Genomic DNA, 16,119 nt, shown 5'->3' on the forward strand with positions numbered 1-16,119 from the left:
CACGGCCGGAGAGGCACTCGACGATGGCCGCATGCCCGAAGAGCAATGGCGCACCTATGACGAGTTCGCCGCCGGAATCGCCACCTATCGCCTGCCGAACGCGGACTTGACCGGACGCGAGCTCACCGTCGCACTCGACGACGGGACGACGCTCGCGCTGCGCTTCGAGGACGCCGAAACCGTCACCTGCAACGGAATCAAGGATCCCTACGACGCGGTCGCCGTCAGGGAAGACGTCTTCTTCGTGAATCTCCCCCACACCAGCGTGGAAGGCGAAGCGCTCACCGTCGTCTTTTCCACGACCACGCATCGCGCGCTGGCCGTGCGTTCGGTGATCGGCGCGGAAGACGTCGAGGGCGTTCCCCGTGTCTCGCAGACATTCTGGGCTGGAACCACCGGCGACGCGACCGGCGACGTGCCGGGGCCGTCGCGTGATCTGATCGGCAAGCGCAACATCTACCGGTACAGCCCGGAACACCTCTACGAACACGTTTACGTGTCGTCGCAACGGTATGCGTGGCAATGCCTTGAAGGCGTCCAGCGTGGCCACGGCGACATGGACCTGTCGACGGTGTGGAAGTTCCAGGACGGGCTGTACCTGTTCTGTTTCCGCGAATTCCGCATCGCCGTGGCCAGTGTGTGGCTGCACGACCTCGGCTACGCGCTGCGGACCACCGGCGTCTTCCTCGGCCTGACCGGGGACGGCCGGTCGGAACATTCCCGCGCGGGCGGGCACATCTACCCACTCGGCGCCGTCGCCTACCCCGACGCGCAACCGGTCTGAAGGAGCACAAGTGTCCACTGTAGACATCATCGCCGCGCACTACGCGGCCAGCGACCGGGGTGACCTGGCCGGCATGCTGGCCCCGCTCGGCCCGAAGACCACCTGGACGGAGGCGGCCGGTTTCCCTTACGCCGGAACGTACACCGGCCCTGACGAGGTCGAGGAGAAGGTCTTCGCCGCGATCGCGGACGACTGGGACGGGTACCGTTTCGTGCTCGGCGAGCTCGCCGACGCGGGCGACACCGTGATCGGCATCGGCACGTACGAGGGCACGCACCGCAAGACCGGGCGCTCGTTCACCGCCCGCGTCGCGCATGTGTGGAAGTTCGACGGCGGCGAACTCGTGTCGTTCGAGCAGATCGTCGACTCCGTGCCCGTCGCGAACGCGGCGGAAGACCGATGAGGCGCCTGTCCGCGCTCGCCGCCGCCGTGCTGCTCGCCACCGCGGGCTGCGCGGGCGCGCAGAGCGGTGGCGGCGGCCCGATCAAGGTCGGCTCGGTCAACGCGCTGAGCGGCGCGGCCACCTTCCCCGAAGCCTCCCAGGCGGCCAAGGCCGTCTTCGACGCGGCCAACGCGAGCGGCGGCGTGAACGGCAGGCAGATCGAGTACAAGGCACTCGACGACAAGGGTGACCCGGCGGCCGCCGCGGCGGCGGCGCGCGAACTCGTCGGCCGTGACGAGGCGGTGGCGCTGGTCGGCTCGTCCAGCCTCCTCGAATGCGAGATCAACTCCAAGTACTACGAGCAGCAGAAGATCCTGTCGATGCAGGGCATCGGCGTCGACCCGGCGTGTTTCACCAGCCCCAACATCGCCCCGGTCAACGTCGGGCCGTACCACGACATGACGTTGACCCTGCTCTACGGCTCGGAAACGCTCAAGCTCGACAACATCTGCGCGTTGCTCGAGATCGCGGGCAACACGCTGCCGTCGTACCAGGCGGCCATCGACGAGTGGTCGGCCATCACCGGCAAGAAGCTCAAGTACCTCGACTCGACCATGCCCTACGGCGGTTCCGACTACACCTCCTACATCGTCAAGGCGCGCAACGCGGGCTGCAAGGCGATCACGGTGAACCCGGTCGAGCCGGACTCCATCGGCCAGCTCAAGGCCGCCGCCGCGCAGGGCTGGACCGACGTCACCTGGCTGCTGCTGACCAGCGTCTACAGCGAGAACTACGCCAAGGCGATCACCAACGCGGGCTCCGGCGTGTACGTGCCGGCCGAGTTCTACCCGTTCACCGACGCGAGCAGCCCGCAGAACAAGGACTGGCGCGAGCTGATGGCCAAGAACAACATCCCGCTGACGTCGTTCAGCCAGGGCGGTTACCTGGCGGCGAAGTACTTCCTCTCCGTGGTGCGCGGGATCAGCGGCGACATCACCCGCGAGTCGGTCACCAAGGCACTGCGCGAGATGAAGCCGATCAGCGACCCGATGGTCGGCACGCCGTATGTCTTCGGCCCGGGTCAGACGCACCACGACAACATCGCGGGCTGGCCGATCAAGCTCGCCTCGGGCGCCAACAAGTGGGAGCTGGTCGCGAACGACTGGCTGCGCATCCCGAAGAAGTAGGAGGAAACGATGCTGCAGGGAGCGCTGGCAGGCCTCGCCGCCGGCGGACTGTACGCGGTGCTGGCGGTGTGCCTGACGCTGATGTCGCGACTGGTGCGGGTGGTCAACTTCGCCCAGTCGGCCACCGGCATGTTCGGCTGTTACGTGGCCGTGTTCCTGTCCGTCCACACGGGACTGCCGACGTGGCTCGCCACCATCGCGGGGATCCTGCTCGGCGGGCTGCTCAGCGCGTTGCTCGGCTGGATCGTCTCGACGTGGCTCGCCGAGGCGGACACCGGCACCCGCTCCGCGGTCACCGTGGCGGTGCTGCTCCTGCTGATCTCGTTGTCGTTCATCCTGTTCGGCAACAAGCCGCAGCCCTTCCACCCGCTGCTCGACGGCCCGGCGCTCACCGTCGGCGGCGTGGTGATCAGCCAGGTCACCGTGGTGACAGTCGCGGTGGCGGTGCTGGTCGCGATGGCCAGCCGGATGGTGCTCAGCCGGACACCGGCCGGAGTGCAGCTGCGTGCGTTGTCCGAACGCCCGACCACGGCCGAGCTGCTGGGCATCCCGGCGAAACGGCTCAGCGTCGCGGTCTGGGCAGCGACGGGCTTGGTCAGCACCCTGGTGATCTCGATCGTCGCGCCGTTGCAGTCCAACGACGCGACGTCGCTGGCCATGCTCGTGGTGCCCGCGTCCGCCGCCGCGCTGCTCGGCGGGTTCCGCAGGCTCGACCTCGCGGTCGCGGGCGGGCTGGTGCTCGGCCTGGTCCAAGGCGCCGCCGCGCAGGTCGACGGCCTATCGGTCGCGCGGTACTTCCTGCCGTTCGCGGTGATCGTCGCACTGCTGCTGTGGTCGCAGCGCAAGGAGGTGTGGGATGCGGCTCGCTGAACGCGGGATCCCGTTCGTGGTCGCCATCGCCGCGATCGCGGTCGGCTACGGGCTGAGCATCGGGCTCGACGGATACTTCGTCTACCTCGGCATGAGCGCCGTCGTCGCCGGGATCTCGCTGCTCGGGCTGGGCGTGGTCACCGGCAGCGCCGGGATGATCTCGTTGTGCCAGTTGACCTTCGGCGCGGTCGGCGCCTGGACGGTGTCGGCGCTGAACGAGGCGCAGGCGCCCGGCGGGTTCCTGGTCTGGCTGCTGCTCGGCGGCCTCGCGGCAGGTGTCGTCGGCATCCTCGTCGGGCTCCCGGCGTTGCGGCTGCGCGGGATCAACCTCGCCGTCGTCACACTCGGGCTCGCCGCCGCGGCCGACCTGACGCTGGTGCAACTGCAGTTCCCCGGCGTCGCGGGCGGCATCTCGGTCGAGCGGCCGGACGCGTTCTCCGACGACCGGTCCTACTTCCTGCTCGCCGTGGTCGTCATGGTGCTGTGCTGCCTCGCCGTCCACTTCCTGCGCCGGGGCCGCTGGGGCAGCGCGTGGCAGGCGGTCGCGTTCTCCGAACGCGGGACGGCCGCGGCGGGCACGAGCGTGCGGACGTCGAAGCTGACCGCGTTCGCGGTGAGCGCCACCCTCGGCGGGATCAGCGGCGGCCTGCTCACCGGGCAGGTCGGGCTGGCGTTCCCGGCGAGCTTCACCGCGATCCAGTCGCTGGCGCTGTACGTCATGGCGATCATGTCCGGCGCGCATCTGATCGACATGGCCGTGTTCGCCGCGATCCTCTGGGTCGGTGTGCCGGAACTGCTCAAGCGCTGGGGAATCCCGCAGGACTGGGGCCTGGTGGTCTTCGGCCTGCTCGGCGTCCAGGCGCTGGCCGGCGGCGGTAACCTCGGCACTGCCGTGCGTAACCTGTGGTACCGGCGGTCGAAGAAGGAACCGGCGAAACTCGACCTGGCCGCCGGTGCCGAGACCATCGAGCCGGTCTCCCCCGGGCCACCGGTGCTCACCGTGCGCGGGCTCAGCGTGAACTTCGGGCACGTCGCCGCACTGTCCTCAGTGGACATCGCGGTGCCGGAACACGGCGTGCTCGGCGTGATCGGGCCGAATGGCGCGGGCAAGTCGACGCTGGTCGACGCCATCAGCGGGTTCCTCCCGGACGCCGACGGCGAAGCCGAGCTGGCCGGCAGGCCGCTCACCGGGTCGCCGTCGACCCGTGCGCGCGCCGGGCTGCGCCGGACGTTCCAGCAGGACCGGGTCCCGCCGGGGCTGACCGTCGGCGCGTACGTCAAGTTCCTGGCCAGGCGGCGGCTGACCGCGGCCGAGATCGGCGAGGCGCTGGACTTCTTCGGCTGCCCCGCCGCCCGCACCCCACTGTCGCAAGTGGACGTCGGCGCGCGCAGGCTGGTCGAGGTCGTCGGGCATCTGCTGGCGAAGCCGAGGGTGCTGCTGCTGGACGAGCCGGCGGCCGGGCTCCCGCACGAGGAGCACGTCGCGTTCGGCGAGCGGCTGCGCCAGGTTCCCGCGCGGTTCGGGGTGTCCGTGCTGCTCATCGAGCACGACCTGGACCTGGTCCGCTCGGTCTGCGACACGATCACCGTCCTCGACTTCGGCCGGGTGCTGGCCTCCGGCCCGCAGGCCGAGGTGCTGGCCGATCCCGCCGTGCTCAAGGCGTACATGGGTGAAACGGAGCTGCTGTGAACGCTTTGCGGATAACGGGCCTGACGGTCACGCGCGGCGCCGGGCCGGTGATCTCCGACGTCGACCTCACCCTCGAACCGGGCAGGATCACCGCGCTCGTCGGACCCAACGGCGCAGGCAAGACCAGTCTGCTGGAGGCCGTCTCCGGGGTGGTGCCCGCTTCGGCTGGCACCGTCCACATCGGATCGGACGAGCTGACCAAGCAGTCACGGGTCGCCCGCGCGCGCCGCGGCCTCGCGCATATCGAGCAGGGCCGCGCGGTGTTCGGCGGCCTGACCGTACTGGAGAACCTGATGCTGACCGCGCGCACCCGCGCGCGGGCGGACGAGCTGTTCGAGCTGTTCCCGGAGCTGGAGAAACGCCGTGACTCACCGGCGGCGTTGCTGAGCGGCGGCGAGCAGCAGATGGTGGTGCTCGCCAGGGCTTTCGCGGCACGGCCGTCGTTCCTGCTGATCGACGAGATGTCACTCGGCCTCGCCCCGGTGGTGTTCACCCGGCTGCTGCCGATGGTGACCCGATTCGCCGAGGAGGGCGCCGCGATCCTGCTCGTCGAGCAGTTCACGCACCTCGCGCTCGGCGTGGCGACCGACGCGCTCGTGGTGTCCTCGGGCCGGGTCACCTACGCGGGCGGCGCGCAGGACCTGCTGGCTTCACCCAGCACCCTGCACGCCGCCTACCTCGGCGAAACCTAAGCTCCGGCGCCGACCGCACGAAAGTGGCTTATGTGTCGATCAGCGTCACATAAGCCACTTTCGTGCGCGCCTCCACGCCAACAGACCTCCTAAAAGGCGCAAAAGCGACACAGACTCACCGGGCAAGTCCTGCGGACACCAAGTGGACGTCTTTACGCGCCTAATGTCCCATTTAGGCGCTTTGCTGGGCCGTTAGAACTGCGTGAACGCCCCTTTCGCAACGCGCAAGGTTGCGAAAGGGGCGTTCACGCAGCCAAAGAGCGGAGCCGCCATCCTCACCCAGGCCGGACCACGCCCCCTGGCGTGGGCGAAGCCAGCCGAGAAGGGGGTCGTGAGTGTTTTCGCCGGTTAGAACCGGCCGTACCACTCACGACCCCCGCGCCACATGTGGGTTAGCCGTCGCTAGGAGCCCATGCCCGCGCGTTCGAAGGCGAGGGTCGGCAGGTCGACGGTGTGCGCGCCACCGTCGGCCACGATCACCGCGCCGGTGATGTACGACGACTCCGCCGAGCCGAGGAACCGCACGATCGACGCGATCTCTTCCGGCTCGGCGGCCCGGCGCAGCGGGACCTCGGCGGTGACCCGGCGGTAGCCCTCGTCGCGGCCGCCGGTGAAGCCCGCGGCCTCGGCGAACTGGTCCATCTCGCCGTCGGCCATCGGCGTGCGGACCCAGCCGGGGCAGACCGCGTTGGCGCGGACGCCCTTCGGGCCGTAGTCGCGGGCGATCGACCGGGTCAGGCCGATCAGCGCGTGCTTCGCGACCGTGTAGCCCGCGACGTTAGGACCGGCGAACAGCCCCGCCAGTGACGAGACGATGACCACCTGGCCGCTGGTCTCGATCAGCGACGGCAGCGTGGCCCGGCAGAACACGAAGGCGCTGGACAGGTTCGAGCGCAGCGCCAGCTCCCATTCCTCGTCGCCGGTGTCGATCACCGAAGACAGGCCGTGGCCGCCCGCGTTGGCCACCACGACGTCCAGCTTGCCGAACTTGCCGACGATCTCGGCCACCGCGTTTTCGGCGGACTCGCGTTCGCTGGCGTCACAGGCGATGACGTGCGCGCCGGTCTCGGCGGCCACCTTCTCCAGCGGTTCCCGGCGTCGTCCGAGCACCACCACCTGGGCGCCCTCGTCCGAGTAGCGACGGGCGACCGCCGCGCCGATACCGGTACCACCACCCGTGATCGCGACAACCTTGTGCACAGCAGAAGTCCTAATCAGTTCTGGGAGTGGGCTATCCGGCACACTCCTGGTGGTAGCCGGTCGGCGGGTGAGCACTCGGATGTCCTGGACGCTTGAGTCCTGATGAAAGACAGTGCCCCTGCTGGTGGGCCGGGAGAGTTGATCGCTGATGGGATGTCGTGCCCCGCGTGTTCGTGGTGGGAAGCACTGTTTGATTAGGTCGCTGAGGTTCTCCCGCTGGCTGCTGTAGGTGATCGAGATCGGGAGGACTTTTGCGGCTTTTCGTGGGAGATGACTGGGCTGAGGACCACCACGATGTGGAGGTGATGGACGCCGCGGCCGTCGGCTGGGCAGAGCCAGGCTGCCGGAGGGTGTGGCGGGGATGGCCCGGCTGCATACGATGATCGGTGAGCTGATCGGTGACGACGCCGACGAAGCCGAGGTGCTGGTCGGGATCGAGACCGACCGGGGTCCGTGGGTGCGGGCGCTGGTCGCCGCCGGGTACACGGTGCTGGCGGTGAATCCGTTGCAGGCGGCCAGGTTCCGCGACCGGCTGGGTGTCTCGGGTGCCAAGAGCGATGCCGGTGACGCGCATGTGCTGGCCGACATGGCCCGCACCCACGCCCACGAGCTGCGGGCGGTCGCCGGTGACAGCGCCCAGATCGAGGCGGTGAAGGTGGTTGCCCGCACCCACAAGACGTTGATCTGGGAACGCACCCGCCACACGCAGCGGCTGCGGCACGCGCTGCGGGACTATTTCCCCGCCGCGCTGGCCGCCTTCGATGACCTCGACGCCGCCGACACCCTGGAACTGCTGGGCAAGGCCCCGACCCCGGCCCAGGCAGCCCGGCTGACGATCGCTCAGATCAGCGCCGCGTTGAAACGGGCGCGTCGCAAGAACATCGCGGAGAAAGCCGTGGTGATCCAGGCCGCGCTGCGCGCCGAGCACCTGGGCCAGCCCGAAGTGGTGGCGGCCGCTTACGCCGCCTCGGTTCAGGCGCTGATCGCGGTCCTGAACGTCCTCGACACCCAGGTCAAAGCCCTGCAAAGGCAGGTCGATGCCTATTTTGGGCAGCACCCGGCCGCTGAGATCATCCTGTCCCAGCCTGGTCTGGGGTCGGTTCTCGGCGCCCGGGTGCTCGCGGAGTTCGGCGACGACCCCGACCGCTACGCCACCGCCAAAGCCCGCAAGAACTACGCCGGGACCTCCCCGATCACCCGAGCGTCGGGCAAGAAGAAAGTCGCGCTGGCCCGGTTCATCCACAACGATCGGCTCATTGACGCGTTGCTGACCCAGGCGTTCAGCGCGCTGCGCTTCTCGCCCGGGGCACGCACCTACTACGACACGCAACGCGCCCGCGGCAGCGGCCACAACGCCGCCCTGCGCCAGCTCGCCAACCGACTCGTCGGCATCCTCCACGGATGCCTCAAAACCGGCACCCTCTACAACGAGACAACCGCCTGGTCGCACCACATCACCTCCACCGCGGCTTGACATCTACGGACCTGGGATGTCTTTCTAAGCGGGAAAACCGGAGCGGGCCGAGACGCCGTAGTCGGCGAGCACGGCCTGGCCGTTGAGCGTGCGCGACCGCGCCGAAGCCAAATAGAGCACGTGCGCGGCGACGTCTTCGGGAGCCTGAACGGGAAAGTCGGGATCGTCCAGCACGTCGCCGAGATCGCCGCGGGACATCGGGGTGTCCACTACCGACGGGCAGACGCAGTTGACCCGGACGCCGGGCAGATCGACGGCAAGTGCCCTGGTCATGGCGACGACGGCGCCCTTGGACGCGCAGTACGGCACCATGCCGGGCGCGCTGGTGAACGCCGAGTCGCTGGCCAGCAGCACCACCGAGCCGCGCGCCGAGGTGAGCCACGGCGCGGCGTGTTTGACCACCAGGAACTGGCCGGTGACGTTGACCGCGAGCACCGCGGCGAAATCCGCGGCCGAGGTCTCCGTGACCTGCGTTCCCACCGGACCGGAGATCCCGGCACAGCCGACGACGACGTCGAGTCCGCCGAACCGCTCGGCCACCGCGCCGACCGCTGCGGCGACCGAACGCTCGTCCGTCACGTCGGTGCGCACCGACAGCACGTCATGACCAGGCACGCGTTCCAGGTCGAGTGCGCCGACATGAGCGCCTTCGGCCTGGAACGCGCGGACACAGGCGAGGCCGATGCCGGAGGCCGCGCCGGTCACCAGCACGGCCTTGCCGGCGAGATCAAGTCGCATGGCGTCATCCTGCGGTCCTGGCCTTTCGCGGGGGTTGGCCGTCAGTGCAGCCTTCTTGTCCGCGACCGCACGACGCCTTCACCGGCCCTCCGCACCAGCGGAAACCGGGCAAGACTGCCCGGCATGACCAGTCCGCATCCCCTGGATCCGCTGACCGCCGACGACCTCGTCACCGGCCGCGCGATCCTCGCCGACGAGGGCCACCTGACCGAGACCACGCGCTTCCCCGTGGTGCTCCAGGTGGAACCGGACAAGGCCGAGACCGACCGCCGGATCCAGTACACGCTGCTCGACACCGCGACCGGCCTGGCGCGCGACGTGCTCGTCTCGCTGACGAAGCACGCGGTCATCTCCAGCGAGGACTGCGGGGACGGCCAGCCCGCTTACCTGTTCGAGGAATACGACCTCGCCGCGTCGATCACCAAGGCGTCGCCGGGCTGGCGGGCCGCGATGGAGCGGCGCGGGCTCGCGGATCGGATCGAGCACGCCTTCTGCGCTCCGCTGGCGCCCGGTTTCTTCGGCAGGCCGGACGAAACCGGCCGGGTCATCCGGTCGCTGACCTTCCTGCGCGACGACGAGTCCGACAGCCCATGGGCACATCCGGTCGAAGGCCTGATCGTCCACATCGACCTCACCGGGCAGCGCGTGATCCGGGTCGAGGACGAAGGCGACGTGCCGGTCCCGGCGGAATCCGGTCGTTACGGCCATCTCCCGGCCCGCACCACGCTCAAGCCGATCGACATCACCCAGCCGGAAGGGCCGAGTTTCAGCGTCGACGGCAACGAAGTCACCTGGGAAGGCTGGAAACTGCGGGTCGGCTTCAACATCCGCGAGGGGCTGACGCTGCACCAGATGTCGTTCCAGGACCGGTCGGTGCTGCATCGGGCCTCGGTGCCGGAGATGGTGGTGCCCTACGGCGACACCGCGCCCGGCCGGTTCTGGATCAGCTACTTCGACGCGGGCGAGTACCTGCTCGGCAAGAACGGCAACGACCTGCGCCTCGGCTGCGACTGCCTCGGGGTCATCCACTACTTCCCGGCGTTCGTGGCCGACGACCACGGCCTCCCGGTGGAGATCCCGCGCGCGATCTGCCTGCACGAGGAGGACTACGGGATCCTCTGGAAGCACACGGATCTCGACGGCCACGCCGAAGTCCGCCGCTCGCGGCGCCTGGTGATCTCGTCCATCTCCACGATCGGCAACTACGACTACGGGTTCTTCTGGTACCTCTACCTCGACGGCAGCATCGAACTCGAGGCGAAGGCCACCGGGATCGTGTTCGCCGGCGCCGCGCACCCCGGCACGAAACACCCGCACGCCAACGAGATCGCGCCCGGCCTGTTCGCGCCGGTGCACCAGCACCTGTTCTGCGCCCGGCTGGACATGGCGATCGACGGCGACCGCAACTCGCTCGTCGAGATCGACGTCGAGCGCATGCCGATCGGCGAGCGGAACCCGTACGGCAACGCGTTCACCTGGAAGGAAACCCCGCTGCGCAGCGAACTCGAAGCCCAGCGGCTGGCGGACCCAGCCAAGGCGCGGGTGTGGGAGATCCGCAGTTCGGAGCGGACCAACCGGCTCGGCTCGCCCACCGCGTACCAGCTGGTCCCCCGGCCGTCCGCGACGCTGATGGCGCAACCCGAGTCGACGGTCCACCAGCGGGCGACCTTCGCCACCCGGCAGCTGTGGGCCACGGCGTATCACCCCGACGAGCGTTTCCCGGCAGGTGACCGGCCGAACGCGCATCCCGGCGGCGCGGGCCTGCCAGCGTGGACGGCGGCCGACCGGAACCTCGTCGACGCCGACCTCGTGCTGTGGCACGTCTTCGGCCCGACGCACATCCCGCGTCCGGAGGACTGGCCGGTGATGCCGGTCGACTACTCGGGATTCTCCCTGCGCCCCAACGGCTTCCTGGACCGCAACCCGGCACTCGATCTACCCTCCGGCGACCACTGTTCCCCTCACGAGCACTAGGACGTTAGATGCCTGAATTGACCCTTTCCGACACCTCCACCTGGCTGCCGCTGGACAGCCTCGCGCCCGGTTTCGACGCGAACAAGGCGCCCACGGTCGGCGACCTGCACGGCCGATCCTTCGAGCTGACCTGCGAGGACGGGACCACGCTCGCCGCGGCCTTCACCGGCACCCGCGTCGAGTGGGCCTACGGTGGCTCCGGGATCGACCGGTGCGAGACGTTCCTCGTCGACGACGACCTGTACTACGTCCAGTTCCACCCGCAGGCGCGCGCAGAAGAGGCGTTCACACTGCTGCTCGACCTGCGCCTGGGCCGCGCGCTGCTCGTACTGAGCCGGATCGGCGACACCTCGCCTCGCGTCACGCAGACCTTCCTGGCCGCCACGATCGGCGGGATGGAGACGGCAGGCGAGCCGCTGGCGCCCAGCAAGTCGCTGGTCGGACGCCGGGTGCTGTGGGTGTACAGCACCGCGCACGCCTACGAGCACGTGTACCTCAGCCCACACTGGTACACCTGGCAATGCCTGGCCGGACCGGAAAAGGGCCTCGCCGACACCGACGAGAACTCGGTCTACGAGCTGCGGCCCGGTATCTACGTTTTTGCCTGGCGCGAGAAGGTCATCCCCTGCGCGTCGGTGACCGTCGCCGACCACCGCGATGCCAAGCGGCTGCGTTCGCATGGTGTGCTTTTCGGGCTGGACGCCACCGGCAGCACGCCGACCCACTTCACCTTCGGCGCGCACGGGAAGCTGCTGAGCACCACCGTGCATCCCGACGTGTACGACCCGGCCGGGAGCTGAGCATTGGCCGCCGACCTCATCCTCACCAACGCCAAGGTGTACACAGTGGACAGCGCGAGGCCGTGGGCGTCGTCGCTGGCCATCAAGGACGGCCGGGTGCTGTCACTGGAGGCACACGAACGCGGCCCGAACACCGAGGTCGTCGACCTCGGTGGCGCGTTCGTCATGCCAGGCCTGGTCGATGTGCACAACCACCACGCGCTCGCCGGACGGTCGGCCCTGTTCGAACTGACTTTCGGCTTGGACGCGGGTTTCGAGGACATTCTGGCCGCGGTCCGGTCCTACGCCGGGCGGCTGGGGCCGGATGAGTGGATCGTCGGCGGTGCGTGGGCGTCCACTTTGGTCAGTACGCTCTCGCGGTCTTCGGCGAGGCACGCGCTCGACGAGGCCGCCGGCGGCCGCCCGGTCGTGCTGGCCGACGACAGCAGGCACAACCGCTGGGTCAGCAGCCGCGCGCTGGAACTGGCCGGGGTGACCGCGGCTTCGGCCGATCCGGCTGGCGGGGAGATCGTCCGCGACCCGTCGACCGGCGAGCCCGTCGGGATCCTGCTCGAAGCCGCGAGCATCCCGGTCGAGCGAGTGCTCGGCGAGACCCGGACCCTCACCGACGAGCAGCACGCGGCGGCGTCGCAGCACGGGATCGGCACGCTGCATTCGTTCGGCGTCACCGCTTTCCAGGACGCCGCGGTCTCCTCGGACATACTCCGCGCGCTGAAGTCGCTCGACAACGCGGGCGAGCTGCGGGCCTGGGTCGTGACCTCGCTGCTGATCAACGACCCGATCTTCGGCTTCGACCCGATCGGCGCGCCGCTGCTCGAAGTCGCCGGGCGGTACCGGGGCGAGCACCATCGTCCCGACTTCGTGAAGATCTTCCTCGACGGTGTGCCGCCCACCCGCACGGCCGCCTTCCTGGAGCCGTACCTGCCCGACGACGCGCACGGAGCCTGTCACCGCGGCGCCACCACGATGCCCGGCGACGAACTCGAAGGCTGGCTGCGCACGGCGGCCGCGGCGGGGTTCTCGGCCAAGATCCACTGCACCGGTGACGCGTCCGTGCGGGCCACGCTGGACGCGGTCGAGAAGGTCCGCGCCGAGGGCTTCACCGAGGCCCGGTTCCAGGTCGCGCACGGCCAGTTCGTCCACCCGGACGACATCCCCCGCTTCGCCGCACTCGACGTCTCCGCCGACATCTCGCCGTTCTTGTGGGTGCCGGGCGTCATCCCGTCGGCCATCGCGGAGGTGCTGCCCGGCGACCGGGCCGGGCGGATGCAGCCCAACCGGTCACTGCTCGACGAAGGCGCGCTGGTCGCGGGTGGATCCGACTGGCCGGTCAGCGAGTCGCCGAACGCGTGGGAGGGCATCCACGGCCTGGTCACCCGCCAGGATCCGACCGGCACGTTCCCCGGCGCGCTCTGGCCGGAGCAGGCGATCACGCTGGCCGAGGCGATCGAGGTCTTCACCTTGGCCGCCGCCCGCGCGATGGGCCTCGACGACGTCACCGGCTCGCTGGCGCCCGGCAAGTCGGCGGATTTCGTCGTACTGGACCGGGATCCGTTCACCACCGAGCAGTCCTCACTCGTCAAGACACGTGTGACGGAAACGTGGTTCGCCGGACACCAGGTGTATCAACGCGCCTGATCTCCTACACTGGTAGAAGAACCAGTGCGGGAGGTCCACCGATGCCGAAGATCATCGACCACGACGAGCGGCGCAGTCACATCGTCGACGTCACCTGGGACTTGATCACCCAAGGCGGGATCGAGGCCGCCACCATGCGTGAGATCGCGGCAGCGGCGGGCTTCGCGAACGGGGCACTGAAGCTGTACTTCCCCAGCAAGGAAGACATCATCGAAGCCACCTACGAACGCGCGCTCGGCATGATGCGCGAGTACGTCGAACTCGACGAGCTGCGCGGCCTGACCGCGCTGCGCGAGCTGTGCGTGTCCTCGATGCCGATCGACGCCGACCGCATCGCCGCGGGGCGCGTACTGCTCACCTTCTGGCAGCTGTCGCTGACCACCCAGAAGCTGCAGGACAAGTACCTCGAGCACATCCGGGAGTGGCGCGGCCTGCTGCACCGCTACCTGGCCGAGGGCCGCGAGGACGGCGACATCGTCACGTCCACCCCGGACGAGCAGCTGGTCGACGAGGTCGTGCTGATCAACGCTGGCGCGAACGTCATGAGCCTGGTCGCCGGGGAATTCTCGACGATCGCCTTGCAGCGCCAGCACCTCGAGTCCTTCTTCGAACGCCTGACCCGCCCCTCGTGAGTGGTACGACCGGTTCTAACCGGCCGTACCACTCACGAGCCCTTCACCCGAAGACGCGGGTGAGGAAGTTCGCCACGTGCCGGTGCGAGCGCGGCGAGGCCGAAAGGTCCGTGTAGAGCCCGTAGAACCCATGGATCTGACCCGAGTACCGCGTCATCTCCACCTTGACACCAGCTTCGGCCAGCCGACGAGCGAACTCCTCGCCTTCGTCGCGCAGGACGTCGTACTCGGCCGTCAGCACCAGGGCGGGCGGAAGCCGCGTCAGGTCCGACGCCCGCAGCGGCAGCAGATAAGGATCGTCCAGCTGAGCCGGATCCGACACGTACTGCTCGAAGAAGAACCGCATCGCGCCCGCCGTCATGCCGAAGCCGTCGGCGAAGTCCACATAGGAGCCGAAGCCGTCGTCCGGGTGGGCGTAGACCGGGCAGATCAGCACCTGCGCGGCCAGCTCCGGCCCGCGCCGGTCGCGCGACATCATCGAGACCACGGTCGACAGGTTGCCGCCCGCGCTCTCGCCGCCGATCGCGATCCGGGCGGCGTCCACCGCGTCGCCGGCGCCGCCTCGCGCGAGCCATTCGACGACGGCGTAGCAGTCGTCCGGGGCCGCGGGGAACGGGTTCTCCGGTGCGAGCCGGTAGTCGACCGCGACCACCGCGACCTTGGCCACGTTGCAGACCGTGCGCGACGCGACCTCGTTCTCGTCGATCGAGCCGATCGTCCAGCCGCCGCCGTGGATCCACACGAACGCCGGGACCGGCCCGGACACCCGCGGCAGGTACACCCGCACCCGAACGCCGGACGGCAGCACGTGGTCGGTGACCGAAGCGACCGGTTCGACCTTCTCGGGCCGACGCCACGAAGCCGCGAACGCCGCACGCAACTCGGCTGCCGTCGGCGGCGTGGCCGGAGCTTCGGGTGGCGCGCTGCGGGCCAGTAGCTCCTTGACCGCGGGATCGAGCGTCACGACTACACCGCTTCCGCGACGAGCACGCGCGGGCTGCCCGGCAGTGCGAGCTTGTCGACGACCTGCCAGCCCGCCTCGGTCAGCCAGGAGCGGACCTCGGACTCGGGGTAGACGACGGTCCCGTCGATGACCAGGTACTCCCCCGCGTGCAGCGCGTCGATCGGGCGCTGGCTCGCGTCGTCGTCGAGGAAGAAGTCGAGCAGCAGCAGGCGCACGCCGGGTGCTGCGGCCGCGCGGGCGTTGCGCAGGATCTGGGCGTTCTGCTCCGCGTCGAAGCGGTGGACGACGTGGTTGACCATCACCAGGTCGAACTCGCCTTCCGGGCGCGCCGTGGGTGTCTCGGCGCCGATCACGATCGCGCGGCCGGACAGGCCCGCCTCCGCCACCGCGGTGGTGACCGACTCGGCGAAGCCGGGGTCGAACACGAACGTCGTGTGCAGTTCTTCGTTGACGCCCATGGCTTCGAGCGCGAACGCGCTGGAGAGGCCGCCGAGGTCCAGCAGCTTGCGGTGCGGGCCGTAGTCGAAAGCGCCCGCCAGCATTTCGGCGTGCAGGGAGTTGTAGGTCATCACGCCCGCCATGAACGTGCCCCAGCGCGCGTCGTCCATCTCCAGCTTCCCCGGCTCACCCGAGTCCGCCGTGTGGCCGAACTGGAGCCAGTGCGGGTAGCTGATGGAGTCGAGGAAGGTCAGGAACGGCGCGAGGTCGAGGCCGCCGCCCGCGAGGTACTCGGCCGCGTCGGCGGCCAGCTCGTAGCGTCCGTCCACACGCGACAGCAGGCCGAGTGATGACATGGCGTCACCGAGGATGCGGGTGATCTTCTCCGGCTTGCCCGTTTCGGCCGCCAGTTCGGACGCGGTCAGCGGACCACCGGCGAGCGCGGCGAACAGCCCGATCCGGCTCGCCGCGAATAGCTGCTTCGACGCCATGTACCCGACGGCGATGTCCACGATCCGCTCGGGACCGGCTGTTCCTCTCGACCCGCTCACGGGTGCCTCCTTAGCTCGTTTCCGCCGAGAGTCTACAGACGTAGACAAAAGAATCCAGTGCGAGTTTTCGGCTACTGCCAGGCAAAATCGGTCGGATACCAACTT

14 protein-coding genes and 1 pseudogene are annotated in these 16,119 nt (G+C 69.3%); 11 read left to right on the forward strand and 4 right to left on the reverse strand.

Going from position 1 to position 16,119, the window contains the following annotated elements; all coding sequences use genetic code 11:
- Positions 1-31: 31 nt before the first annotated feature.
- Genes AB5J62_RS21310 through AB5J62_RS21335 form a run of 6 tightly spaced genes read left to right on the forward strand, consistent with a single transcriptional unit; the run spans position 32 to position 5,605 of the window.
- Positions 32-784, forward strand: a complete 753-nt coding sequence (locus AB5J62_RS21310) for a MoaF C-terminal domain-containing protein (RefSeq protein WP_370950058.1) — start codon at positions 32-34, stop codon at positions 782-784.
- A 10-nt stretch (positions 785-794) separates the two neighbouring features.
- Positions 795-1,187, forward strand: coding sequence for a nuclear transport factor 2 family protein (locus tag AB5J62_RS21315; protein WP_370950059.1), 393 nt, complete (start codon positions 795-797; stop codon positions 1,185-1,187).
- Positions 1,184-2,353, forward strand: a complete 1,170-nt coding sequence (locus AB5J62_RS21320; protein WP_370950060.1) for an ABC transporter substrate-binding protein — start codon at positions 1,184-1,186, stop codon at positions 2,351-2,353. Before AB5J62_RS21315 ends, AB5J62_RS21320 begins: the two co-directional genes overlap by 4 nt.
- 9 nt (positions 2,354-2,362) lie before the next feature.
- Entirely contained in the window at positions 2,363-3,223 is an 861-nt protein-coding gene (locus AB5J62_RS21325) for a branched-chain amino acid ABC transporter permease (protein ID WP_370950061.1), read from the forward strand.
- A complete protein-coding gene (locus AB5J62_RS21330; protein ID WP_370950062.1) occupies positions 3,210-4,913 on the forward strand; it encodes an ATP-binding cassette domain-containing protein in 1,704 nt (567 codons plus the stop codon). Before AB5J62_RS21325 ends, AB5J62_RS21330 begins: the two co-directional genes overlap by 14 nt.
- Complete coding sequence (locus AB5J62_RS21335; protein WP_370950063.1) at positions 4,910-5,605, forward strand: ABC transporter ATP-binding protein; 696 nt, start codon at positions 4,910-4,912, stop codon at positions 5,603-5,605. Before AB5J62_RS21330 ends, AB5J62_RS21335 begins: the two co-directional genes overlap by 4 nt.
- A gap of 402 nt (positions 5,606-6,007) precedes the next feature.
- On the opposite strand, the gene AB5J62_RS21340 is transcribed toward AB5J62_RS21335, so the two are convergent.
- A complete protein-coding gene (locus AB5J62_RS21340) occupies positions 6,008-6,805 on the reverse strand; it encodes an SDR family NAD(P)-dependent oxidoreductase (protein WP_370950064.1) in 798 nt (265 codons plus the stop codon).
- A 305-nt stretch (positions 6,806-7,110) separates the two neighbouring features.
- On the opposite strand from AB5J62_RS21340, the pseudogene AB5J62_RS21345 reads away from it, so the two are divergent.
- Positions 7,111-8,279: pseudogene (locus AB5J62_RS21345) on the forward strand (IS110 family transposase).
- A gap of 24 nt (positions 8,280-8,303) precedes the next feature.
- Here the strand turns inward: AB5J62_RS21345 and AB5J62_RS21350 are convergent.
- Positions 8,304-9,017 (reverse strand): SDR family NAD(P)-dependent oxidoreductase, encoded by a 714-nt coding sequence (locus AB5J62_RS21350; RefSeq protein ID WP_370950065.1) that lies wholly within the window; start codon positions 9,015-9,017, stop codon positions 8,304-8,306.
- Positions 9,018-9,140: 123 nt separating this feature from the next.
- Here AB5J62_RS21350 and AB5J62_RS21355 point away from each other — a divergent pair, with 123 nt between their 5' ends.
- The 4 genes from AB5J62_RS21355 to AB5J62_RS21370 are packed head-to-tail and all read left to right on the forward strand — an operon-like array spanning position 9,141 to position 14,061.
- Entirely contained in the window at positions 9,141-10,991 is a 1,851-nt protein-coding gene (locus AB5J62_RS21355; protein WP_370950066.1) for a primary-amine oxidase, read from the forward strand.
- A gap of 8 nt (positions 10,992-10,999) precedes the next feature.
- Positions 11,000-11,791, forward strand: a complete 792-nt coding sequence (locus tag AB5J62_RS21360) for a molybdenum cofactor biosynthesis F family protein (protein ID WP_370950067.1) — start codon at positions 11,000-11,002, stop codon at positions 11,789-11,791.
- Between the two features lie 3 nt (positions 11,792-11,794).
- A complete protein-coding gene (locus tag AB5J62_RS21365; protein WP_370950068.1) occupies positions 11,795-13,429 on the forward strand; it encodes an amidohydrolase in 1,635 nt (544 codons plus the stop codon).
- A gap of 41 nt (positions 13,430-13,470) precedes the next feature.
- On the forward strand, positions 13,471-14,061 hold the full coding sequence (locus AB5J62_RS21370) for a TetR/AcrR family transcriptional regulator (RefSeq protein WP_370950069.1): 591 nt from the start codon (positions 13,471-13,473) through the stop codon (positions 14,059-14,061).
- A gap of 43 nt (positions 14,062-14,104) precedes the next feature.
- On the opposite strand, the gene AB5J62_RS21375 is transcribed toward AB5J62_RS21370, so the two are convergent.
- Together AB5J62_RS21375 and AB5J62_RS21380 are read right to left on the reverse strand one after the other, a co-directional pair.
- Positions 14,105-15,025, reverse strand: a complete 921-nt coding sequence (locus AB5J62_RS21375; RefSeq protein ID WP_370950070.1) for an alpha/beta hydrolase — start codon at positions 15,023-15,025, stop codon at positions 14,105-14,107.
- Positions 15,026-15,027: 2 nt separating this feature from the next.
- On the reverse strand, positions 15,028-16,014 hold the full coding sequence (locus AB5J62_RS21380; protein ID WP_370950071.1) for a methyltransferase dimerization domain-containing protein: 987 nt from the start codon (positions 16,012-16,014) through the stop codon (positions 15,028-15,030).
- Positions 16,015-16,119: the final 105 nt, after the last annotated feature.

Source organism: Amycolatopsis sp. cg5 (assembly GCF_041346955.1).
Classification (GTDB): Bacteria; Actinomycetota; Actinomycetes; order Mycobacteriales; family Pseudonocardiaceae; genus Amycolatopsis.